19 protein-coding genes are annotated in these 21,774 nt (G+C 71.3%); 9 read left to right on the plus strand and 10 right to left on the minus strand.

Annotated features, from left to right (window positions below; translation table 11 throughout):
- Positions 1-11: 11 nt before the first annotated feature.
- The 3 genes from lspA (at position 12) to ACZ4XD_RS15340 (ending at position 3,374) form a co-directional block, all read left to right on the plus strand.
- Complete coding sequence (gene lspA, locus ACZ4XD_RS15330; RefSeq protein WP_388194686.1) at positions 12-614, plus strand: signal peptidase II; 603 nt, start codon at positions 12-14, stop codon at positions 612-614.
- 123 nt (positions 615-737) lie between these two features.
- A complete protein-coding gene (locus ACZ4XD_RS15335) occupies positions 738-1,679 on the plus strand; it encodes an RluA family pseudouridine synthase (RefSeq protein ID WP_432143143.1) in 942 nt (313 codons plus the stop codon).
- 99 nt (positions 1,680-1,778) lie between these two features.
- Positions 1,779-3,374: a Na+/H+ antiporter gene (locus tag ACZ4XD_RS15340; protein ID WP_468042278.1), complete on the plus strand. Its 1,596-nt coding sequence runs from the start codon at positions 1,779-1,781 to the stop codon at positions 3,372-3,374.
- Between the two features lie 19 nt (positions 3,375-3,393).
- Here ACZ4XD_RS15340 and ACZ4XD_RS15345 read toward each other — a convergent pair whose 3' ends face one another.
- Positions 3,394-4,488, minus strand: coding sequence for a mechanosensitive ion channel family protein (locus ACZ4XD_RS15345; RefSeq protein WP_468042414.1), 1,095 nt, complete (start codon positions 4,486-4,488; stop codon positions 3,394-3,396).
- Between the two features lie 112 nt (positions 4,489-4,600).
- Between ACZ4XD_RS15345 and ACZ4XD_RS15350 the strand changes: the two genes are divergently transcribed.
- Positions 4,601-5,212, plus strand: coding sequence for a dienelactone hydrolase family protein (locus ACZ4XD_RS15350; protein ID WP_388195103.1), 612 nt, complete (start codon positions 4,601-4,603; stop codon positions 5,210-5,212).
- 34 nt (positions 5,213-5,246) lie between these two features.
- Here the strand turns inward: ACZ4XD_RS15350 and ACZ4XD_RS15355 are convergent, their stop codons facing one another.
- The 6 genes from ACZ4XD_RS15355 to ACZ4XD_RS15380 all read right to left on the minus strand — a co-directional run bounded on the left by ACZ4XD_RS15355 (position 5,247) and on the right by ACZ4XD_RS15380 (position 11,786).
- On the minus strand, positions 5,247-6,890 hold the full coding sequence (locus ACZ4XD_RS15355; RefSeq protein WP_468042280.1) for an alkaline phosphatase D family protein: 1,644 nt from the start codon (positions 6,888-6,890) through the stop codon (positions 5,247-5,249).
- A gap of 90 nt (positions 6,891-6,980) precedes the next feature.
- A complete protein-coding gene (locus ACZ4XD_RS15360) occupies positions 6,981-7,922 on the minus strand; it encodes a thioredoxin domain-containing protein (protein WP_468042282.1) in 942 nt (313 codons plus the stop codon).
- A 44-nt stretch (positions 7,923-7,966) separates the two neighbouring features.
- Positions 7,967-8,674, minus strand: coding sequence for a hypothetical protein (locus ACZ4XD_RS15365; RefSeq protein WP_468042284.1), 708 nt, complete (start codon positions 8,672-8,674; stop codon positions 7,967-7,969).
- Positions 8,675-8,797: 123 nt separating this feature from the next.
- Entirely contained in the window at positions 8,798-9,607 is an 810-nt protein-coding gene (locus ACZ4XD_RS15370) for a thioredoxin domain-containing protein (RefSeq protein WP_468042286.1), read from the minus strand.
- Positions 9,608-9,656: 49 nt separating this feature from the next.
- Positions 9,657-10,319: a hypothetical protein gene (locus ACZ4XD_RS15375; RefSeq protein ID WP_468042288.1), complete on the minus strand. Its 663-nt coding sequence runs from the start codon at positions 10,317-10,319 to the stop codon at positions 9,657-9,659.
- A gap of 105 nt (positions 10,320-10,424) precedes the next feature.
- Entirely contained in the window at positions 10,425-11,786 is a 1,362-nt protein-coding gene (locus ACZ4XD_RS15380; protein ID WP_468042290.1) for a DUF2252 domain-containing protein, read from the minus strand.
- Between the two features lie 167 nt (positions 11,787-11,953).
- Here ACZ4XD_RS15380 and dnaE point away from each other — a divergent pair, with 167 nt between their 5' ends.
- Entirely contained in the window at positions 11,954-15,553 is a 3,600-nt protein-coding gene (gene dnaE, locus ACZ4XD_RS15385; RefSeq protein ID WP_468042292.1) for a DNA polymerase III subunit alpha, read from the plus strand.
- Positions 15,554-15,636: 83 nt separating this feature from the next.
- Here dnaE and ACZ4XD_RS15390 read toward each other — a convergent pair whose 3' ends face one another.
- Entirely contained in the window at positions 15,637-15,810 is a 174-nt protein-coding gene (locus ACZ4XD_RS15390; protein WP_362601611.1) for a hypothetical protein, read from the minus strand.
- Between the two features lie 273 nt (positions 15,811-16,083).
- On the opposite strand from ACZ4XD_RS15390, the gene ACZ4XD_RS15395 reads away from it, so the two are divergent.
- From ACZ4XD_RS15395 to ACZ4XD_RS15410, 4 genes are all read left to right on the plus strand, one after another.
- The gene (locus tag ACZ4XD_RS15395) at positions 16,084-17,379 is read left to right on the plus strand and encodes an NYN domain-containing protein (protein WP_468042294.1); all 1,296 of its coding nucleotides are present in this window, start codon (positions 16,084-16,086) and stop codon (positions 17,377-17,379) included.
- A 161-nt stretch (positions 17,380-17,540) separates the two neighbouring features.
- Positions 17,541-18,473, plus strand: a complete 933-nt coding sequence (locus tag ACZ4XD_RS15400) for an ABC transporter ATP-binding protein (protein ID WP_468042416.1) — start codon at positions 17,541-17,543, stop codon at positions 18,471-18,473.
- 63 nt (positions 18,474-18,536) lie between these two features.
- Positions 18,537-19,358 (plus strand): ABC transporter permease, encoded by an 822-nt coding sequence (locus ACZ4XD_RS15405; protein WP_468042296.1) that lies wholly within the window; start codon positions 18,537-18,539, stop codon positions 19,356-19,358.
- Between the two features lie 68 nt (positions 19,359-19,426).
- Positions 19,427-20,197, plus strand: a complete 771-nt coding sequence (locus tag ACZ4XD_RS15410) for an ABC transporter permease (RefSeq protein WP_468042298.1) — start codon at positions 19,427-19,429, stop codon at positions 20,195-20,197.
- 52 nt (positions 20,198-20,249) lie between these two features.
- Here ACZ4XD_RS15410 and ybaK read toward each other — a convergent pair whose 3' ends face one another.
- Together ybaK and ACZ4XD_RS15420 are read right to left on the minus strand one after the other, a co-directional pair.
- Positions 20,250-20,744, minus strand: a complete 495-nt coding sequence (ybaK, locus tag ACZ4XD_RS15415; protein ID WP_042162090.1) for a Cys-tRNA(Pro) deacylase — start codon at positions 20,742-20,744, stop codon at positions 20,250-20,252.
- 46 nt (positions 20,745-20,790) lie between these two features.
- Positions 20,791-21,537: an LON peptidase substrate-binding domain-containing protein gene (locus tag ACZ4XD_RS15420; RefSeq protein ID WP_468042301.1), complete on the minus strand. Its 747-nt coding sequence runs from the start codon at positions 21,535-21,537 to the stop codon at positions 20,791-20,793.
- Positions 21,538-21,774: the final 237 nt, after the last annotated feature.

Consider the following 21,774-nt stretch of genomic DNA (forward strand, 5'->3'; position numbering starts at 1 on the left):
GGGACTCACACGTGGCAGAGGCGGAACGCATCACCGGTACGCCGGAACCCGAGCCGGGTACCGGAGCGGATCCCACGACGGGGTCCGAAGGGGGAGGTCCGGTGCGGACGGAGGAGAGCAAGGACCGCGGTAAGCGGCGGATCGCCGCGCTGCTGCTGGTCGCGCTCGTCGTCTACCTGCTCGACCTGGGCAGCAAGCTCCTCGTGGTCGCGAAGCTGGAGCACCATGCGCCCATCGAGGTGATCGGGACGCTGCTGCGGTTCACGGTGATCCGCAACCGCGGCGCCGCGTTCGGTATGGGCGAGGCCCTGACGATCTTCCTCACCATCATCGCCGCGGCCGTGATCCTGGTCATCTTCCGGATCGCCCGCAAGCTCTACAGCCTGCCCTGGGCGATCGCGCTCGGGCTGCTGCTCGGCGGTGCCTTCGGCAACCTCACCGACCGGATCTTCCGTGCCCCGGGCGTCTTCGAGGGTGCGGTGGTCGACTTCATCGCACCGGCGCACTTCGCGGTCTTCAACCTCGCCGACTCCGCGATCGTCTGCGGCGGCGTGCTGATCGTGATCCTCTCCTTCCGGGGGCTGGACCCCGACGGGACCGTGCACAAGGACTGATACCCCGCTCCGGTGCCGGCCGTGGCAGAAGCCGTCGGTGGTGCCGGTCGCCGGTCGCCGGGCCCCGGGGGCCGGCGACCGGCCCCGGGCAGGACACCATGGCGGGACTGCCATACTCGTGGGGTGAGCACCATTCCCGAGATCCGCACCCTGCCCGTACCGGACGGCCTGGAGGGCGAGCGCGTCGACGCCGCGCTGGCCCGGATGTTCGGCTTCTCCCGTACGAAGGCGGCCGAACTCGCCGCCGCCGGAAAGGTCCGGGTCGACGGATCCGAGGTGATGAAGTCGGAGCGGGTGCACGGCGGCGCGTGGCTGGAGGTCGAGATGCCGCAGGCCGCGCCGCCCGTCGAGATCGTCGCCGAGCCCGTCGAGGGCATGGAGATCGTCCATGACGACGACGACATCGTGGTGATCATGAAGCCCGTCGGGGTCGCCGCCCACCCGAGCCCCGGCTGGAGCGGAACCACCGTCATCGGCGGTCTGGCCGCGGCCGGCTACCGCATCTCCACCTCCGGCGCCGCCGAGCGCCAGGGCATCGTGCACCGTCTCGATGTCGGCACCTCCGGCCTGATGGTGGTCGCCAAGTCCGAGCGCGCCTACACCCTGCTCAAGCAGCAGTTCCGCGAGCGGACGGTCGACAAGCGCTACCACTCCCTGGTCCAGGGCCACCCGGACCCGATGAGCGGCACCATCGACGCCCCCATCGGCCGCCACCCCCAGCACGACTACAAGTGGGCGGTCACCGCCGAGGGCAAGCCGTCGGTCACGCACTACGACCTGATCGAGGCGTTCCGCGCGGCCAGCCTGCTCGACATCAAGCTGGAGACCGGCCGCACCCACCAGATCCGGGTGCACATGGCCGCGCACCGCCACCCCTGCGTCGGCGATCTGACCTACGGCGCGGACCCCACGCTCGCCAAGCGGCTGGGCGTCGGGCGGCAGTGGCTGCACGCGGTCCGGCTGGGCTTCGAGCACCCCTCGGACGGCCGCTGGGTCGAGTTCGAGAGCGGCTACCCGGACGATCTTCAGCGCGCCCTGGACACCGTCCGGGCCGAGAGCGGCTGACGCAGCGGCCTGCGGGTCGCCGGCACCACGGGCAACCGGCGGCTTCATGGCAGGCTGGGGGCGGAACATGACCGGATCCGACCCCGGAGCGTTGCCACCGTGGACCAGCTGGCTCTTGTGTTCGTCCTGCTGCTCGGAGCCGTGGTCATGGTTCCGGTCGGCGACCGGCTGCGGCTCCCGTCACCGGTGCTGATGACGCTCGCCGGCGCCGTCCTGGCGTTGCTGCCGTTCGTGCCCAACGTCGAGGTGCCGCCCGAGTTCATCCTGCCGGTGGTGCTGCCGCCGCTGCTCTACGCGGCCGTTCAGCGCACCTCGTGGCGGCAGTTCACCGCCAACCTCCGGCCGATCTTCCTGCTCGCCGTGGCGCTGGTCTTCGCCACCACCGCCGCGGTCGCCGCGGTCGCCCAGGCGGTGGTGCCCGGGATGCCGGTGGCCGCCGCGGTGGTGCTCGGCGCGTTGGTGGCACCGCCCGACCCGGTCGCCGCGACCGCCGTGGCCGGCAAACTCGGGCTGCCCCGCCGGCTGGTCTCCATCCTGGAGGGCGAGGGGCTGTTCAACGACGTCACCGCGATCGTGCTCTACCACGTGGCCCTCGCCGCGGCCATCAGCGGCAGTTTCTCGGTGACCGCCGCGATCGGCTCGCTGGTGCTGTCCGCGGTGGTGGCGATAGCGGTCGGCCTGCTGCTGGGCTGGGTCACCAACAAGCTGATGGGGCTGCTCGGTGACCCGACGCTGCAGATCGGTCTGACGCTGCTGGTGCCGTTCGTCGCCTATGTGCTGGCCGAGGAGTTCCACGGCTCCGGGGTGCTCGCGGTGCTGACCTGCGCGCTGTTCCTGGCCGAATACGCGGTCGACGCGGACGATGTGATGGGCCGGCTGGCCGGCTACACCTTCTGGGAGGTCGTCGACACCCTCGTCACCGGCGTCGCCTTCGGGCTGATCGGGCTGGAGCTGCACAACATCTTCGGGGCCGCTTCGCACCGTTGGGGTCAGCTGCTCGGGGCCGGTGCCGCCGTCGTCGGGGTGGTCGTCGGCGTCCGGCTGTTGTGGCTGCTGCCCGCCGCCTGGCTGGCCAAGCGGATGCACAAGCTCCGCGACTACGACGAGGAAATCCCGATGAGCTGGCGGGAGACGCTCATCATGTGGTGGTCGGGGATGCGCGGGGTGGCCTCCGTGGCGCTGGCGCTGGCCATCCCCTTCAGCATCGACGGCGGCAATGGCTTCCCCGCCCGTGACGACATCCTCTTCATCGCCTTCGCGGTGGTGCTCAGCACCCTTCTCGTCCAGGGCCTGACCCTGCCCTGGCTGGTGCGCAGGCTGCGGGTGCGGGCCGACACCGATGCCGTCGACGCGCTGGAGCGGGAGCTGGCGATCCGGGTGATCAAGGCGTCCAAGCGGCGGCTGAAGGAGATCCTGGAGGTCGAGGAGCTGCCCGACGAGGTCAGCGACCAGCTGGCGCGCCGGGCGTACGACATGGGCGCCCGGATCGCGCCGGACATCGTCGACGACGAGCGGCGCGAGCTCTTCGAGCGGCGCATCCACCGGATGAAGAAGGTGCACCGCATCCAGGGCGAGATGCTCTCGGCCGCCCGGCACGAGGTGCTGGCCGCGCGCAGCGAGCCGGGCACCGACCCGGAGATCGTCGACCGGGTGCTGCGGCATCTGGACATGCGCAGTCTGCGGCACACGCCGTGACGCCGGGCGGGCCGGCCTCCTAGTCCTTCGACAGCCGCCGGGCGTCCGGCTCCTCGCCGTGGCGGGCCTCCGGGACGCCGGTCGGGGCCGGTGCGGTGCTGATCCGCGGCAGCGCGTAGGCATGCTCGGTGCGCAGCCACTCCAGCATCCGCTCACGGACCTGGCAGCGCACCTCCCAGAGGGCGTCCGCGTCCCGGGCGGTGACCAGCGCCCGCACCACGATCGTGGACGGGGTGGTGTCGGTGACCACCAGGCTCCACGAGCGGCCGTCCCAGTCCGGGCACTCCTGGAGGGTTTCGATCAGCCGCTGGCGCATCTTCTCCACCGGCGCGCTGTGGTCGAGGTGGAAGAAGACCGTGCCGGTCATCTGCGCCCCGCCGCGCGACCAGTTCTCGAACGGCTTGCCGGTGAAGTACGACACCGGCATGGTGATCCGGCGCTCGTCCCAGGTCCGTACGGTCAGCGAGGTCAGGGTGATCTCCTCGACGCTGCCCCACTCGCCGTCCACGACGACGGTGTCCCCGATGCGCACCATGTCACCGAAGGCGATCTGGAGCCCCGCGAAGAGGTTGCCGAGGGTGGACTGGGCGGCTATACCGGCGACGATGCCGAGCAGGCCGGCGGAGGCCAGCATGGACGTGCCGACCGCCCGCATCGCCGGGAACGTCAGCAGCATCGAGGCGGCCGCGACGACGATCACCACGGCCGTCACCACCCGCTGGATCAGCGTCACCTGGGTCCGCACCCGCCGCACCCGTGCCGCGTCCCGGCCGCTCGCCGCATAGCGGGAGTACGAGGACTCGACGATCGCCGCCGCGGCCCGGACCACCAGCCAGGCGGTGGCCGCGATCAGGACCAGGGTCAGCGCCTGGCCGACGCCCGCCTCGTGGTCCGCGGCGACCTTCAGCCCCGCCTCGTCGAACGAGCCGCGCAGCAGCGCGGTGCACAGGGCCACCCGCAGCGGTATCCGGCAGCGCCGCAGCAGCCCCCACAACGGGGTCTCGGGATGGGCGGCGTCGATCCGGCGCAGTCCGCGATCGGTGAGCCAGACCAGGATGAGCGTGAGCAGGACCGCGCCGCCGATGACGGCGACCGGACGCAGGACGTCCTCCAATGACACGGGACTCCTCCTCCGTGGGGTGCGAGGGGCTGTGGTGTGCGGGTACCCGGTCCTTGTGACCGTAACTGGCAGGATGGGGCGAGAGCGATCCAACTCCAGGGAAGTGATGTCAGTGCCGGCCTCGACCGAGTCCTCGACCAGCGGGCTTTCGACGATTGTGCTGTTTCATTCGGTATGCGGGCTGCGCCCCGCGGTGCACGCCGCTGCGGACCGGCTGCGGGCCGCGGGACACGAGGTGATCGTCCCCGATCTGTTCGACGGCCGGACCGCGGAATCGGTACCGGACGGCATCCTCATCAAGGACGAGATCGGCAAGGAGGAGCTGCTCAAGCGGGCCATCACGGCCGTGGCGCCGTACTCCGACCGCGGGCTGGTCTACGCGGGCTTCTCCTTCGGCGGCTCGGTCGCCCAGAACCTCGCGCTGGGCGACGAGAAGACCCGCGGGCTGCTCCTGCTGCACGGCACCTCGGACATCGCGGAGGACACCACCGCCGATGATCTGCCGGTGCAGCTGCATGTCGCCGACCCGGACCCGTACGAGCCGCACGACTGGCTGAACGCCTGGTACCTCCAGATGCGCCGGGCCGGCGCGGACGTAGAGGTCTTCCGCTACGCCGGCGCCGGCCACCTGTTCACCGATCCCGAGCTGCCCGACTACGACGCGGAGGCCGCGGAGCGCGCCTGGAAGGTGGCGCTGGGCTTCCTCGCCGGGCTGTGAACCGGGCGGCCGGCGCCGCGCGGGACGTGCGCCGTCAGCCGACCGGCTGGTCCGCCCGCTCCATCTGCTGGGTGCCGGACCGGGTGCGGTACGAGCGCAGCAGCTGGCTGGTGGCCTGCGGGTCGGTCCGGTCGGAGACCCCGAAGTAGTCCATCTGCGTCCGCTCGGCGCTGACGTCCAGGACCCCGTAACCGTGGGAGTCCATGTCCAGCCACTTCACATGCCGGTTGGCGGCCTTGAGGGCGGCGACCCCGGCCAGCGAGACCGTGTGCGGGGCGACATGCAGGAAGTCGTCCACGTTGTCGGAGGTGACGGAGGTGACCACGAACTCCGTCGCCACCGCGCGGTCGGCGGGGTAGGTCGCCGCCTGGAGCGGCACCTCGTTGGCCCAGGCCATGTGGATGTCGCCGGTCAGGAAGACGGTGTTGTCGATACCGCGGTCGCTGAGGTGGCTCAGCAGCTCGCGCCGGTCATCGGTGTAGCCGTCCCACTGGTCGGTGTTGATCGCCAGGCCCTCCTTGGGTATCCCGAGGATGTCGGCGAGCGGGCCGAGCAGCTTCGCGGGGACGGCGCCGAAGGCGACCTGCGAGATCATCACCGAGGTGCCGACCAGCCGCCAGGCGGTGTCCGAGCGCTCCAGGCCGGCCTTGAGCCAGTCCAGCTGGGCCCGCCCGGTGAGCGTACGGCTCGGGTCGTCGACCGCGCCGCTGCCCGGCTTGGCCTGCTCGTCGCGGAACGACCGCAGATCCAGCAGATGCAGATCGGCGAGGGTGCCGAAGCGCAGCCTGCGGTAGGTGGTGCCGGCCGTCGACGGGCGCACCGGCATCCACTCGAAGTACGCCTGCTTCGCGGCGGCCATCCGCGCGGACCAGGGGCCCTCGCTGTCCGGTGTGTGGTTCGTCGCGCCGCCCTTCCAGGCGTTGTCGGCGAACTCGTGGTCGTCCCACATGGCGATGACCGGGTGCGAGGCGTGCATGGCCAGCGCGTCCGGGTCGGTCTTGTGGACGCCGTGCCGGATGCGGTAGTCGGCGAGCGTCAGCAGCTCGTGGGCGGGGGAGTGCGGACGGACGACGTACTTGAACTCCGGGTACTCGCCGGACTTGTACTCGTAGAGGTAGTCGCCGAGGTGCAGCACCGCGTCCAGGTCGGTGCGGGCGGCCAGGTGCCGGTACGGGGAGAAGTAGCCGGACTCCCAGTTGGCGCAGGAGACCACACCGAAGCGGACGTTGCCGGCCGCGGAGTCATGGGCCGGGGCGGTGCGGGTCCGGCCGACGGGGGAGTGCTGCCCGCCGGCGGTGAAGCGGTAGTAGTAGTGGGTGGCCGGCTTCAGGCCGCGGACGTCCGCCTTGACGGTGTGGTCGGCGGCGGCCGAGGCGGTCAGGCTCCCCCGGGCGACGACGGAGGCGAAGTCCTTGTCGGTCGCCACCTGCCAGCTCACCTTCGTGGCCGGCCCCCGGCCGGATCCGGGGGTGGCCGCCGGGGTCGGCGTGACCCGGGTCCACAGCAGGACGCCGTCCGGGAGCGGGTCACCGGAGGCGACTCCGTGCTGGAAGAACGGGTCCTGGCCGGCGGCCTCTTGGGCGTGCGCCGTGGTGGCGCCGGCGAACGGCAGAAGTGCGGCGGTGGCGGCTACGGCCGTAACGGCAGTGCGGCGCGAGATCTGGTCGTGATCGGTCACGGCCGCTCACCCTACTGGCCGGTAAGCGGGCCCGGGAGGGTGAATTCACGGGAACCCCGAGAATTCGCCCACCCGTTGTCCGAAAGGCACTCAGCGGGAGGCCGTGGGGTCCTTTTCGCCCTCGCGAATGCCGTTCTGGCCCGCATCGCCCTTGCTGTCACCCTTGCCCGGGTCCGGCTTCCCGGAGCCCTTCGCCGGGCCGAACTCCTTGTCGATCATCTTCTTGAAGTTGGCCTGGGCGAGCCGGTTGTACTGCGCCTGCGTCATCTGCTGCTGCGGTACCTGGGGGATCGTCAGCTTCTTGTCGCCGTGCATGAAGGTGGGCGTGGCCCTGACGCCCTTACGGCCGAACAGCGCGGTCATGTCCATCACCCAGCGGTCGTAGGTGCCCTCCTTCACCGCCGTCTCGAACGCCTTGTTGTTCTTCAGCTCCGGCACCGTGGCGGCGACCTTGAGCAGTTCGGCGTCCTTGCTGTAGGTGTCCACCTGCTCCTCGGGGTGGAACTTCGTGGAGTACAGCGCCGCCTTGTACTTCAGGAACGCCTCCGGGCTGACGTTCAGCGCCGCGCCGAGCGCGCTCAGCGCGTTCTTCGCGCCCTCGCCGCCGGCCGGTGTGTCGTCGATGAAGGTGTACATGGAGAAGCGGACCCGGTAGCGGCCGTCCTTGATGTCCTTCAGCAGCGCCTCGCCGCTGCTCTGCTCGAAGGACGCGCACGCCGGGCAGCGGACGTCCTCGAAGACCTCCAGGGTCTCCTTGGCGTTCTTGTCACCTATCAGGATCTCGGTGCCGTTCTTGCCCTGGGTGTGGGCGGGCGCGACGGGCTTGGCCTCCTTGGCGGCCTCCCAGCCCGTGGGCTCGTTGGCCTTCATCACCATGTAGCCGATGCCGCCGGCCACGGCCAGGACGCCGACCACGGCCCCGGCCACGAAGAGCTGACGACGCAGCTTCTCCTTCTTCTTCTGGCGCTCGCGCTCGGCCCGGATGCGCTCGCGGGCGGCGGCCTTGTTGGCCTGGGTGTTGCGGTTGCTCATGGGGGGTTCCGTCTCTCAAGGGTGGGGTTGCTGCTGCGGACTGGTCAGACGGCGGCCGCGGCGGGCGGGCCGCGGCGCAGGACGCAGTGCACCAGGAGGGGGAGCGGGCCGGCCGGCGGCGGAGGCGGCGGGCACCGGCGACGGCGGGGCGGCGGGCACGCGGTGGTGACCACCGCGACCGCGGTCCGCAGCGGGCGGAAGGCGCCGGCCGCGGCGGCGCGCAGCAGGGCGTCCAGGGCGGCGTCACCGCGGTGCAGCCAGCCGGCGGCGAGCAGGCCGACGGCGACATGGGCGGCGAGCAGCAGCCACGGGGCGGTCGGCGGCACCGGCGGCAGCGGCGTGCCGGTGTGGGCGGCGAGGCGGGCGAGCGGAGTGCCCAACTCGCCGCCCGCGCACAGCAGATCGACGCCGACCGAGCGCAGCGGGCCGGTGACCGGGCCGCCGGCTCCCCCGTAACAGGTGTGCTGTCCGGCGGTGAAGACGGTGTCGGCGGCCAGCTCCAGGGGCACCAGCAGGGCGCCGATCCGGCCGTAGCCGCGCTCCCGTCCGGTCAGTGCGTAGGCCGCGGCGAAGACACCGGCGCAGATCGCGGCGACCGACGCGGGCGGCAACGGGGCGTGGGAGAGCAGCACATGGGAGGTCGCGGACAGGGTGGTGCACAGCGCGGTGAACAACGCCGCCCGCACCGCCCGGAGCTGGACCCCCGGCGCGGCCGCCGGCCGGGTCCCGGGACGCCCTCCCGTCGCCTGCACGCTCGGGAGTCTGCCATGTGCACGGCACCGGCACGGGTCAAGATTTGGCATCGGCCGGCACGCGGGGAGCGTGCCGGCCGATGCCGCGAGGGGGACCGGCCGGGTGACCGGTCTTCGCCTACGTCACTTCTTCAGGGCCTTGTCCACCGCGGAGTTGAAGGCGGCCACGCTGGACGGTGCCGAGGTGCCCTGCGGGGTCTTCGTGCCCAGCACCGTGCCGTTGAGCTTGATCGTCGGGGTGCTCTTGACGTCCTTGACGGAGTTGAAGGCCTTGGACACCCCCAGCGCCCAGCGGTCGTACGTACCGTCCTTGACGGCCTTCTGGAAGGCGGCGTTCCCCTTCAGCGCCGGGACGGTGTCGGCGACCTTGATCAGGTAGCTGTCGTCGGCGAACTTGTCCGGCCCGGTCTCGTCCGGGTGGAACTCCTTCGAGTACAGCGCGTATTTGTACTTCAGGAAGGCGTCCGGGCTGACGTTCAGGGAGGCGCCCAGCGCGCTGAGCGCGTTCTTGGAGCCGGTGCCCTGGAGATTGTTGTCGAGGAACGTGCCCAGGTGGTACGAGGCCTTGTACTTGCCGTCCTTGATGTCCTTCTCGATGGTGGCGCCGGCGGTCTGCTCGAAGGCGGCGCAGCCGGGGCAGCGCGGGTCCTCGAAGAGCTCCAGGGTGTTCTTGGCGTCCTTCTTGCCGACGACGATCGTGGTGCCGTTGGTGCCGCTGGTGTTGGCGGGCTTGACCAGCGGGCCGTTCGCCGCGTCGTCACCCGAGCCGGCCACGGCCACCGCGATGCCGCCGGCGATCGCCAGGACACCGACGATCGCACCGCCGACGGTCAGCTGCCGGCGGAGCCGGTCCTTCTTCGCCTGCCGCTCACGCTCGGCGCGCAGCCGCTCGCGGGCTGCCTGCTTGTTGGCCTGGTTGTTGCGATTGCTCATGACTGTTCCTGCTCCGTGAAGATCCGTGGGACGGGGTGGGTGCGGTGGCCTACGCGGCGAGCGCGCAGGGCGGCCCACGGCGCACGACACAGTGCACGAGCAGGGGGACGGCGCGGGCGGGACGCCCGGGCCGGACGGGAGCGGGCGCCGGGCGGCGCGGGGCGGCGGTGGCGCCGATGACCGCGACGGCGAGCAGCAGCGGGCGGAAGGCGAAGCCGGCCACCGCGCCCAGCAGCCGGCCCAGCGCGGCCTCACCGCGGCGCAGCCAGCCCGCGGCCAGCAGCCCGATCAGCAGATGCGCCGCGAGCAGCACGAGCCAGCTGCTCACCGGCCCGGCCTGGTCCTCGGGCAGCCGCGTCAGGGCGGCGCCGCCGACCGGGCCGCCGCCGCACAGCAGATCCACGCCGAGCGAGCGCAGCGGGCCGGCGACCGGTCCGCCGGCCGCCCCGTAACAAGTGTGCTGACCGAGGCTGAAGACCAGGTCGGCGGTGAGTTCCAGGGGGACCAGCAGCGCCGCGATGCGCCAGTAGCCGCGCTCCCGGCCGGCCAGCGCGTAGGCGAGGACGAATACGGGGGTGGCGATCGCGGCGACGGTGGTCAGCGGCAGCGGCATACGGGACAGCAGCACATGGGACGCCGCGGACAGCGAGACGCACAGCGCCGTGAAGAGCGCCGCGCGCAGGGCCCGCAGGTGAGGTGCCGAAATGTCCATCGCAGCCGAGTGTGCCATGACGAGGGATAAGAGGTGCTTAAGGGGGCCCGAAGCCGTACGCACCGGACCATACGGTGCGTACGGAGCGACTCGGGCCCGTGCTCCCTACAGGCCGGGGATCCGGCCGTTGCGGAAGAGGTCCACGAAGATCTGGTGGTCGGTACGGGCGCGGGCGCCGTAGGAGTGCGCGAAGTCCACCAGCAGCGCCGCGAAGCCCTCCTCGTCGGCCGCGATGGCCGCGTCGATGGCGCGCTCCGTCGAGAACGGGACCAGCGAGTGGCCGCTCTCGTCGTCCGCGGCGGCGTGCATGGTCGCGGTGGCCCGGCCCAGGTCGGCCACCACGGCCGCGATCTCCTCCGGGTCGTCGATGTCGGACCAGTCCAGGTCGACCGCGTACGGCGAGATCTCGGCGACCAGCTGGCCCGCGCCGTCGAGCTCGGTCCAGCCCAGCCACGGGTCGGCGTGGTCCTGGAGGGCGCGCTGCGAGATCACCGTGCGGTGGCCCTCGTGCTGGAAGTAGCCGCGGACCGCGGGGTCGGTGATGTGCCGGGAGACGGCCGGGGTCTGCGCCTGCTTCATGTAGATCACGACATCGTTCTCCAGGGCGTCGCTGTTGCCCTCCAGAAGGATGTTGTACGACGGCAGACCGGCCGAGCCGATGCCGATGCCGCGCCGGCCCACCACGTCCTTGACGCGGTAGGAGTCCGGGCGGTCCAGGCTCGACTCCGGCAGCGTCTCCAGATAGCCGTCGAAGGCGGCGAGGACCTTGTAGCGGGTCGCGGCGTCCAGCTCGACGCTGCCGCCGCCCGCCGCGAAGCGCCGCTCGAAGTCGCGGATCTCGGTCATCGAGTCCAGCAGCCCGAACCGGGTCAGCGCGCGGGCGTCGCGCAGCGCGTCCAGCAGCGGGCCCTCGGCGGTGTCCAGCGTGAAGGGCGGCAGCTCGTCCTTGTCGGAGCTCTTCGTCCCGGAGGCCAGTGCGTGGACGCGCTCCCGGTAGGCGGCCGCGTAGGTGCGCACCAGGTCGGTGATCTGCTTGTCGCTGAGCGCCTTGGCGTAGCCGATCAGCGCGACCGAGGCGGCGAACCGCTTCAGGTCCCAGGTGAACGGGCCGACATAGGCCTCGTCGAAGTCATTGACGTTGAAGATCAGCCGGCCCGTGGCGTCCATGTAGGTGCCGAAGTTCTCGGCGTGCAGATCGCCGTGGATCCACACCCGGGCGGTCCGCTCGTCCAGATACGGGCCGCTGTCCTTGCCGCCGTCCTGTGCGGCGAACGCCTCCATGTCCCGGTAGAACAGGCAGGCCGTGCCCCGGTAGAAGGCGAACGCGGAGGCGGCCATCTTCCGGAATTTCACGCGGAAGGCCGCGGGGTCGGCGGCGAGCAGCTCTCCGAAGGCGGTGTCGAAAACGGCGAGGATCTCCTCGCCGCGCTGCGCGGCGTCCTGCGCCGGGGCGTGCTGGGACGGCATCGCTGGGTGCCTCCTGAGGTGCGGAACGGTACGGGATCCGTGGCGGATCCCCCGGCGGTGGCCGGGGGAGGATCTGCCACTGACAACGCGCGAGGCTACTCGTCGGTGCCCGTCGATTGTCACCGGGGAGCCGTAGACTTCGAGACCACCATCCGCCCCTCCCGGTCATGCCGGGCAGGCGCTCCCGCCGACCGTTTTCCCGGAGGTCCTCCGCCGTGGCAGCCCCGTCCAGGCCCCCCTTCACGCACCTGCATGTCCACACCCAGTACTCACTGCTGGACGGTGCGGCGCGGCTGTCGGACATGTTCAAGGCGTGCAACGAGATGGGCATGACGCATATCGCCATGTCCGACCACGGCAACCTCCACGGCGCCTACGACTTCTTCCACTCGGCGCAGAAGGCCGGGGTGACGCCGATCATCGGCATCGAGGCCTATGTGGCCCCGGAGTCGCGGCGCAACAAGCGCAAGATCCAGTGGGGCCAGCCGCACCAGAAGCGCGATGACGTCTCCGGTTCCGGTGGTTACACCCACAAGACGATCTGGGCGGCCAACAAGACCGGCCTGCACAACCTCTTCCGGCTGTCCTCGGACGCGTACGCCGAGGGCTGGCTCCAGAAGTGGCCGCGGATGGACAAGGAGACCATCGCCCAGTGGTCCGAGGGCCTGATCGCCTCCACCGGCTGCCCCTCCGGTGAGCTCCAGACCCGGCTGCGGCTCGGCCAGTTCGACGAGGCGCTGAAGTCCGCGTCCGAATACCAGGACATCTTCGGCAAGGACCGGTATTTCCTGGAGCTGATGGACCACGGCATCGAGATCGAACGCCGGGTCCGCGACGGCCTCCTGGAGATCGGCAAGAAGCTCGGCATCCCCCCGCTGGTCACCAACGACTCGCACTACACCTACGCCCACGAGTCCACCGCGCACGACGCCCTGCTGTGCATCCAGACCGGCAAGAACCTCTCCGACCCGGACCGCTTCCGCTTCGACGGCACCGGCTACTACCTCAAGTCCACGGACGAGATGTACGCCATCGACTCCTCGGACGCCTGGCAGGAGGGCTGCGCCAACACCTTCCTGGTGGCCGAGCAGATCGACACCACCGGGATGTTCGAGAAGCGCGACCTGATGCCGAAGTTCGACATCCCGGAGGGCTTCACCGAGGTCACCTGGTTCCAGGAGGAGGTCCGGGTCGGCATGCAGCGCCGCTTCCCGGACGGGATCCCCGAGGACCGGCAGAAGCAGGCCGAGTACGAGATGGACATCATCATCCAGATGGGGTTCCCCGGCTACTTCCTCGTCGTCGCCGACTTCATCATGTGGGCCAAGAACAACGGCATCGCGGTGGGCCCCGGCCGTGGTTCCGCGGCCGGCTCGATCGTGGCGTACGCGATGGGCATCACCGACCTCGATCCGATCACGCACGGGCTGATCTTCGAGCGGTTCCTCAACCCCGAGCGTGTCTCCATGCCCGATGTCGACATTGACTTCGACGAGCGCAGGCGCGTCGAAGTCATCCGGTATGTCACGGAAAAATACGGCGCCGACAAGGTCGCCATGATCGGCACCTACGGCAAGATCAAGGCCAAGAACGCCATCAAGGACTCGGCCCGCGTCCTGGGTTACCCGTACGCCATGGGCGACCGCCTCACCAAGGCCATGCCCGCCGACGTCCTCGGCAAGGGCATCGACCTCAGCGGCATCACCGACCCCAGCCACCCGCGCTACAGCGAGGCCGGCGAGATCCGGGGGATGTACGAGAACGAACCGGACGTGAAGAAGGTCATCGACACCGCCAAGGGCGTCGAGGGCCTGGTCCGGCAGATGGGTGTGCACGCGGCCGGCGTGATCATGTCCAGCGAGCCCATCGTCGACCACGCCCCGGTCTGGGTCCGGCACACCGACAACGTCACCATCACGCAGTGGGACTACCCCCAGTGCGAGTCGCTCGGCCTGCTGAAGATGGACTTCCTGGGCCTGCGCAACCTCACCATCATGGACGACGCCGTCAAGATGGTGAAGAAGAACAAGGGCGTCGAGCTGGAGATGCTCTCCATCCCGCTGGACGACCCCAAGACGTACGAGATGCTCTGCCGCGGTGACACTCTCGGCGTCTTCCAGTTCGACGGCGGCCCGATGCGCTCGCTGCTGCGGCTGATGAAGCCCGACAACTTCGAGGACATTTCCGCCGTCTCGGCCCTGTACCGCCCGGGCCCGATGGGCATGGACTCGCACACCAACTACGCGCTGCGCAAGAACGGCCTCCAGGAGATCACCCCGATCCACCCGGAGCTGGAGGAGCCGCTCAAGGAGGTCCTGGGCCTCACCTACGGCCTGATCGTCTACCAGGAGCAGGTGCAGAAGGCCGCCCAGATCATCGCCGGGTACTCCCTCGGCGAGGCCGACATCCTCCGCCGCGTCATGGGCAAGAAGAAGCCCGAGGAGCTGGCGAAGAACTTCGTGCTCTTCCAGGAGGGCGCCCGCAAGAACGGCTTCTCCGACCAGGCCATCCAGGCGCTGTGGGACGTCCTGGTCCCGTTCGCCGGCTACGCCTTCAACAAGGCGCACTCCTCCGCGTACGGCCTGGTCACCTACTGGACCGCCTACCTCAAGGCCAATTACCCCGCCGAATACATGTCCGCACTGCTGACCTCCGTGCGCGACGACAAGGACAAGTCGGCGGTCTATCTGAACGAGTGCCGGCGCATGGGCATCAAGGTGCTGCCGCCCAACGTCAACGAGTCCGAGGCGAACTTCGCCGCCCAGGGCGACGATGTGATCCTCTTCGGCCTCACCGCGGTCCGCAACGTCGGCCAGAACGTCGTCGATTCGATCATCCGCTGCCGCAAGGCGAAGGGGAAGTACCTCTCCTTCCCCGACTACCTCGACAAGGTCGACGCGGTCGTCTGCAACAAGCGCACCACCGAATCCCTGATCAAGGCCGGTGCCTTCGACGAGATGGGCCACACCCGCAAGGGCCTGACGGCGCACTACGAACCGATGATCGACAACGTCGTCCAGGTCAAGCGCAAGGAGGCCGAGGGGCAGTTCGACCTCTTCGGCGGCATGGGCGACGACAGCGCCGACGAGGGGCCGGGCTTCGGGCTGGATGTCGAGTTCTCGGACGTCGAGTGGGACAAGACCTATCTCCTCGCCCAGGAGCGCGAGATGCTCGGTCTCTACGTCTCCGACCATCCGCTCTTCGGCCTGGAGCATGTGCTGTCCGACAAGGCGGACGCCGCCATCGCCCAGCTGACCGGCGGCGACTACTCGGACGGCTCGATCGTCACCATCGGCGGCATCATCTCCGGCCTCCAGCGCAAGATGACCAAACAGGGCAACGCCTGGGCCATCGCCACCGTCGAGGACCTGGCCGGCTCCATCGACTGCATGTTCTTCCCGGCCACCTACCAGCTGGTGTCCACCCAACTCGTCGAGGACACCGTGGTCTTCGTCAAGGGCCGCCTCGACAAGCGGGAGGACATCCCGCGGCTGGTGGCCATGGAGATGATGGTCCCCGACCTCTCGGAGGCCGGCACCAACGCCCCGGTGACGATCACCATTCCGACGGTCAAGGTCACCCCGCCGATGGTCGAGAAGCTGGGGGAGGTGCTCAGCAGTCACCGCGGCTCCACGGAGGTGCGGATCAAGCTCCTGGGTGCGCGCAAGACCACCGTGCTCCGGCTGGACCGGCACCGGGTCACGCCCGACCCGTCGCTGTTCGGTGATCTGAAGGTGCTGCTCGGCCCGTCCTGTCTGGCGGGCTGAGCGGCCGGCCCGCCGAGGGGCCGCTGTTACCCCGAGGGGCGCGTCCGTTGTGGACGCGCCCCTCAACTTCCCTGTGGCACAGGTCAGTTGTGACCGAAGCGCCGCTGGTGCTTACGTGCCACATCCGCCGGGCTGCCCTGCGCCTGCGACCGCGCCTGGGACTGTGCCTCCAGGCTTGCCTTCTGGGCCTCCTGCTGGCCGCGCTCGGCCGCGGACGCCTTCTGCTGACTGCGGTCCTGCTTCTTGTCCTTGGCCATGATCTTTGCCTCCTGAGGGGGGAATCCGGGATCTGGGCCGGAACCAGACTGACATGGCGGACAGACGCCTGCATTTCGGGCAATTACCGTGCGTTATATGGTTGATCACGCACCGTGTACGACGCCTCCGCTGAATCCGCCACGCCGATGATCGAGTTCGGGCAGATAACGCCCGTACGGTCGGGCAGACTCGAAGGAAAGCCGAAGCACTCGAGCCATGGGCCGAGCCGGGGGGCGACCGGACTTTCAGCACCTCAGGGAAGAGGGTGGAACGTGGATCGCTGCGTCGTCCTGGTGGACGCCGGATATTTGCTCGGTGCCGCCGCCAGTCTGCTCGCCGGAGAGCCCGCCCGTTCCAGGATCACCGTCGACCACGCCGCCCTCATCCAGGGGCTGCGCCAGCGCGCCGAGGCGGAGACCGAACGCTCGCTGCTGCGGATCTACTGGTTCGACGGCGCCCCCGACCGCGTCCCGCAGCCCGAGCACCGCAGGCTGCGGGTGATGCCCCGGGTCACCGTCCGGCTGGGTGCCCTGACCCGCAGCGACGGCCGCTGGGCACAGAAGGGCGTGGACGCCGCCATGCACGCCGAACTGACCGAACTCGCCCGCAACCGCGCCTGCTCCGACATCGTGCTGGTCACCGGCGACGGTGATCTGCTGCCCGGACTGATGTCGGCGAAGGAGCACGGCGTCGCCGTCCATCTGTGGGCCGTGCAGGCCGCGGACGGCGACTACAACCAGTCCGAGGACCTGGTCGCCGAGGCCGATGAGCGGCGGGTGCTGGACCGGACCTGGATCACCCGCGCGGTCCGCGCGAAGGAACTCGGCGGCCCCTGCGCCCCGCCGCCGGTGCCCCGCCCCGAGATCGCCGCGATCCTCTCCGCGCCGCTGCCCGAGTCCGCGGCCGCGGCAGCCGCGGCGGTCGCCGCGGCCGGACCCGAATCCGCCGAACACACCCATGAGCGCAACGGCGCCAACGGCGTCTCCCGCCCGCCGGCCGCCGCCGGGAACGGGACGGCCGCCGCCGACGGCCCCGGCGCCGCCGGCTCCAAGGTCGTGCCCACCCCCAAGGACCTGGCCGGCCTCGGCCGGGCGCACGCCGCGGGCCAGCCGCCGGCCGGTGCGGGCGGGCCTGCCCCCGCGGCGGGCGCCACCCTGCGCTGGTCGTCCGACAAGGGCTGGGTCGAGCGCGGCGGCGCCGCCGGTGAACCGGACGGGACCGCGGCCCTGCCCACCCTCGCCCAGCTCACCAGCGCCGAGCAGCGCTGGGCCGACCGCGAAGAGGACATCACCGCCGTCAGCGGCGACCCCTTCGAGGTCGGTCAGGTCTTCGCCCGGCGCTGGACCGACCGGCTCTCCGACGCCGCGCATCTCCAGCAGCTGTCCACGGAGTACCCGCGCATCCCGCACCGGATCGACGGTGAACTGCTGCGCTACGCCGCCCGTTTCGGGCTGCTCGCCCACAAGGACGACCAGATCGACGAGCACGACCGCTATGCGATCCGGGCCGGTTTCTGGCGCGAGGTCGATCTGCGGACGGCCGCCGAGCACGCGCCGGCCGGGGACTGACGGCCCGCGCCGCCCCGGGCCCGGCTCGCCCGCCGGAGCCCCGCGGCCCGGAGGCGGCCCGGGGACGCGTACCCTCATAGCTCGTGAGGACGGGCGCAAAACAGGTGGAGCGCGGGGTGCCGGTGTGCGCCGTGCGGGACCTGGTCAAGACATATCCCGCGATGCGCGGGCGCCGCGGGGCGGCACAGGCGCCCGCCGTACGCGCCAACGACGGCATCACCCTCGATGTGCGCCGCGGCGAGATCTTTGGACTGCTCGGCCCCAACGGCGCCGGGAAGTCCACCCTGGTGCGCCAGCTCACCGGACTGCTGCGCCCCGACTCCGGCGGGATCTCCGTGCTGGGCCACGACCTGGTGCGCCATCCGGAGCGGGCCGCCCGGCTGCTCGGCTACCTGGGCCAGGAATCCACCGCCCTGGACGAGATGACCGTCGCGCTGGCCGTGGAGACCACCGGCCGGCTGCGCGGGCTCGGGGCCCGCGAGGCGCGCGCCGAGCGGGACGCGGTGATCGACGAGCTGGGCCTCGCGGACCTCACCGGACGCGCCCTGAAGAAGCTCTCCGGCGGGCAGCGCCGGCTGGCCTGCTTCGCCACCGCGCTGATCGGCGAGCGGCCGCTGCTGGTGCTGGACGAGCCGACCACCGGCATGGACCCGGTCGCGCGGCGCGCCGTATGGGCCGCGGTGGACCGGCGGCGGGCCGAGCGCGGCGTCACGGTGGTGCTGGTGACGCACAACGTCCTGGAGGCCGAGAGCGTGCTCGACCGGGTCGCGGTGATCGACCGCGGCCGGGTCATCGCCTGTGACACGCCCGGCGGACTGAAGGAAATGGTGAGCGACGAGGTGCGGCTGGAGCTGGTGTGGCGCGACCGCCCGCCGCTGGAGGTGCCCGAGGTCGCCGCCCTCGAAGCCGCCGCGCACGCCTCCGGCCGGCGCTGGACCCTCCGCCTCCCCGCCGACCGGGCCCGCTCCGCCGTCGCCGCCGTCACTGCGGGCCCCGCCTTCGCCGCCCTCGACGACTTCACCCTCGCCACGCCGAGCCTGGAAGATGTCTACCTGGCCCTCGGCGGCCGTGCCGAGGGGCTGGTCAAGGCGTGAACGGGGACCGGTCCGGCGGACGTATGCAAGACCACGGGGCAGCGAGGAAGGCGTGATGACAGCGTGAGTGTGGTTCCCGTGCAGGCGGTGGCCGGGGCGGCTCCGGCGACCGGAGCGCGAGACGAGGAGGCGGCCCCGCTGGCGCAGCGCGCCCGTCTGGTGCCCGCGCTGGTCGCCGTCTACCGTGCCCAGCTCTCCCGGGCCCGGGTCGCACGGATCCCGCTGCTGTTCGTCGCCACCTTCCAGTCCATCGGGATCATGGTCCTGCTGCGCGGGGTGGTCGACGGCGGCGAACCGGCGCGGTCGGTGGTGTCCGGCTCCAGTGTGCTGGTCGTCGCGTTCGTGGCGCTCAACCTCCTCGCCCAGTACTTCGGCCAGCTGCGGGCCGGCGGCGGCCTCGACCACTACGCCACGCTGCCGGTGCCGCCGGCCGCCGTGGTGCTCGGCGCCGCCGCCGCGTACGCCTCGTTCACCGTGCCGGGGACGGTGGTCACCGCGGTCACCGGCTGTGTCCTCTTCCAGCTGCCGATGTCCCATCTGTGGGTGCTGGCCGCGGTGCTCCCGCTCGCCGGGGCGGCGCTGGCCGGTCTCGGCGCGGCCCTCGGGCTGCTCGCCCCGCGCCAGGAACTCGCCACGCTCTGCGGCCAGTTGGGCATGTCGGCGGCGCTGCTGCTGGGCGTGCTGCCGGCCGAGCGGATGCCCGCGGTGATCGGCTGGGCCCGTGATCTGCTGCCCTCGACGTACGGCGTGGAGGCGCTTGCGCGCAGCTTCGACCCGCACCCGGACTGGATCGCGGTCGGCGCCGACCTGGGCGTCTGCGCGGCCGTCGGGGTACTGTCGCTGGCCGTCGCCACCTGGGCCTACCGGCGGGCGGCGACCCGATGAGCGGTGCCACCCCGCCGAACGGGCGTCCTGCTTCCGGCCTCACCAGCCCCACCTGGCACGATGACGGTGTGACCGCACCGCTGACGCCCCGCGACAACCAACCGCCCGACGAGCCCCGGCACCCCGAGGCCGCGCCCGCCGCCGATCACGGTGGACCCGTCGGCCCGGAGCTGGCCCGCGAGCTGCGCGAGGGTGCGCTGATCGCGCTCCTGGTCGCGGTGACCGGTGCCTTGCTCGGCCTGCTGTGGAACTGGCTCGCGCCGCATGTCCCGCTGGTCGCGGACACCCGCAACGTCTACCTCAAGAACACCGAGGGCGAGGAGTCGATCGGCGCGGACGGCACCTTCCTCCTGCTGGCCTTCGCCTTCGGTGTGCTCACCACCGCCGTGGTCTTCCTCTTCCGCCGGCGCGGCGGGATTCCGCTGGTCGTGGCGCTGGTCGTGGGCGGGCTGCTCGGCGCCACGCTGGGCTGGATGACGGGGATGTGGCTGGGCCCGACCCCGGACGTGGTGGCCCATGCCAAGCAGGTCGGCCCCGGTGTGGTCTTCGACGGCCCGCTGCGGCTCCAGGCCAAGGGCGCCCTGCTGGCCTGGCCGATGGGGGCGATGCTCACCCAGGTGGTGCTGTCCGCGCTGTTCGGACCGCACGACCCGGTGCCGGAGGTGCCGTACTGGCTCCAGGGGCAGCACGGGGAGCACGAGGAGCACGAGGAACATGGGGAGCACGGGGAGCAGGGACCGGAGGAGCAGCAGCCCCAGCAGGCTCCGGAGACACCGCAGCAGGAGGTCCCTGACCGGCTCCGGAAGCATCACGGCCGGCAGCCGCCCGCCGAGGGCTGAGCAGCACACCACCGCACGGGGCGGCCGGTCCACCGGCCGCCCCGCGGCGTGTTCAGCCGCGGGCGATCGGCGCGAGGTGCGCCCCCGTGAGCGCCACCAGATCCCCGGGCGCCAGCTCGACCTCCAGCCCGCGCCGCCCCGCCGAGACACAGACCGTTGGCCGGCCCTCGGCCGAGGCGTCCACGACGGTGCGCAGCCGCTTGCGCTGCCCCAGCGGTGAGATGCCGCCGCGGACGTAGCCCGTGCTGCGCTCGGCCGCCGCCGGGTCGGCCATCGTGGCCCGCTTGCCGCCCACCGCGGCCGCCAGCGCCTTGAGGTCCAGCGACCCCGACACCGGGACCACGGCGACCGTCAGGGTGCCGTCGACGTCCGCCAGCAGCGTCTTGAACACCTGGTCCGGCGCGACACCGAGCGCCTCGGCGGCCTCCTCGCCGTACGACGGGGCGGCCGGGTCGTGCTCGTAGGAGTGCGTGGTGAACGGGACGCCGGCCGCGGTGAGGGCCACGGTCGCCGGGGTGCCGACGGACTTCTTGGACTTCTTCGCCAACGTCTTCGTGCCTCGCGTCAGGGGCCCGGCAGCTGGGGCCGCTCGTTCAGTTGGGGCTGGTCGGCTGCCGGGTCAGGTCCACCGCCGGCAGCGACGGGAGCTTACCGAGCAGCGCCGACTCCTGGCGAAGCAGTTTCAGCTCCTGTGCCAGCCGGGCCGCGGTGTCCGGCGCCTCCAGCAGCCGCTGCTTGGCGGGCACGTCCAGCACGGCCGCAGCGGCGACGAGGTACGACAGCACGGACGGGTCGGCCGGCAGATCCTGCCCGCTCGACAGGGTCCGCTCGTTCGCCCAGGCCAGCCGCTTCTGATAGGTCCGGAACGCCCGTACGACACCGGAGGCCAGCGCGCCGGCGCCCTCGCCGTCGTCGTCCTCCAGTTCCTCCAGCTCCCCGGTCAGATACGGCCCCGAGGCGTCCACCGACAGCAGCCGGAAGCGGGTGGTGCCGGTGGCGAGGACCTCATAGCCGGTGTCGTCATCGGACGACTTCTCCCGGATGGTGGCCGCGTCGGCGATACAGCCCACGGTGTGGAACGCCTGCACCGGGTCGTCGCCGAAGCCCGCCGCCGGACCGTCCGAGGCGGGCACGGTGTTGTCGGGCATGCCCTGGGCGGTGGCGGCGACCTCCCGGCCGTCCCGGATCGCGATCACCGCGAAGCGGCGGTCGTCCTCGGGTACGGCACTCAGATCGCGCATCATGGCCCGGTACCGCGCCTCGAAGACGTTCAGCGGGAGCACGAGTCCCGGGAACAGCACCGAGTTCAGCGGGAAGAGCGGTAGGCGCAGGGAGGTCACAGCCCGTAAGCCTAGACGCTGCGCTCTGCTGGGTTCCCACGTGGGCGGGAATCCCGTCGTGGGGGTTTGTCGCCGTGGCTCCCCCACTGCCTGAAGGGCGTGGGAGGTACCCCCACGCGGCGGGCCGGGTCCGCTGCGCGGGGCTGTTGGGGTGCGGTGGGGGGGGGGCGGGGGGGGGGGGGGGGGGGGGGGGTGGTGTGGGGTTGGGGAAAACCGCCACCCTGACGCCCCCCTCCC

This window comes from Streptomyces sp. NPDC029466 (assembly GCF_055574515.1).